This window comes from Xenorhabdus innexi (assembly GCF_002632485.1).
GTDB classification, from domain to species: domain Bacteria; phylum Pseudomonadota; class Gammaproteobacteria; order Enterobacterales; family Enterobacteriaceae; genus Xenorhabdus; species Xenorhabdus innexi.
Window position 1 is genome coordinate 1 of sequence record NZ_NIBU01000202.1, and the last position, 864, is coordinate 864.

The 864-nt window shown below is 43.9% G+C and carries 1 protein-coding gene; it reads right to left on the minus strand.

Annotated features, from left to right (window positions below):
- Nucleotides 1–564 precede the first annotated feature (564 nt).
- Nucleotides 565–864, minus strand: a 300-nt coding sequence (locus tag Xinn_RS22330; protein ID WP_211286049.1) for a hypothetical protein, incomplete at its 5' end; no start/stop codon positions are given.

Consider the following 864-nt stretch of genomic DNA (forward strand, 5'->3'; position numbering starts at 1 on the left):
GAGGGCTTCTTTTTGGGCATTTGTCAGGGTAATTTTCATGGACACAATCTTGATCTGATAGGAAGGAAAAATCAAGCAGCTTCAATTACGATGGGTATAGTTCTTTAGATATAGAATCAAGACGTAAATAAAGATCATTATTCATTCTATAACCTTGTATGTTCCAGAAGGGATACCATTCGTAAGGAGAATTTCTTGATCCTTACGGGCGTAACGGAATGCTTTTCCTGTTAATCCTTGACCTCTACTAACATCAATGATTTGCTCATCTGGTATCTTAGATAAATCAACCTTGACCTTACCATTTTTATTATAGAAATCAGCAGTACTTTCTTTTTTAGTTGTAGAAATTAATTGCGTATTGAGTCTCCCGTTCTCAACATGTTCTTGTGCCGAATAATTCGCTGTTGGATCTTTTGGTGGGATATCTTCTCCAGCCTGAGCGCATTTTGATTGCTTTTTGGTTAATGCACGGAAAACAAATCCTGTATGCTTTTTAGTTAACCCCAGCGGATCTTAGGGATTACCCCGATACGACCATACTTTTTAGACGGGATTTTTTCTTTAATAACAGCTTGTTAAAGAACCTGTTTTATCCGTTGAGGTCAAGATTTTTTTGCCCGATCCCCGATATGCACTTTCAGAGTATTTTGCCTGTTTGCTGGGAGGCAGTATAGCGCCTGTGCTCGCGCGCGTTGATTCAACAGATTGATTTTGTGATGTGTTTCCCTTTCGGCAACGGGCGAACGGCGGCTGGCTTGCCGAACGGCGGGCGGCCGTTCTGCGGGTGCGGGCGGCAGAGAGCCTGCAAGCGGCGCCCCTGCGACGCTCTGGATCACCAGCGTGACAGCCGAGTACGGACTT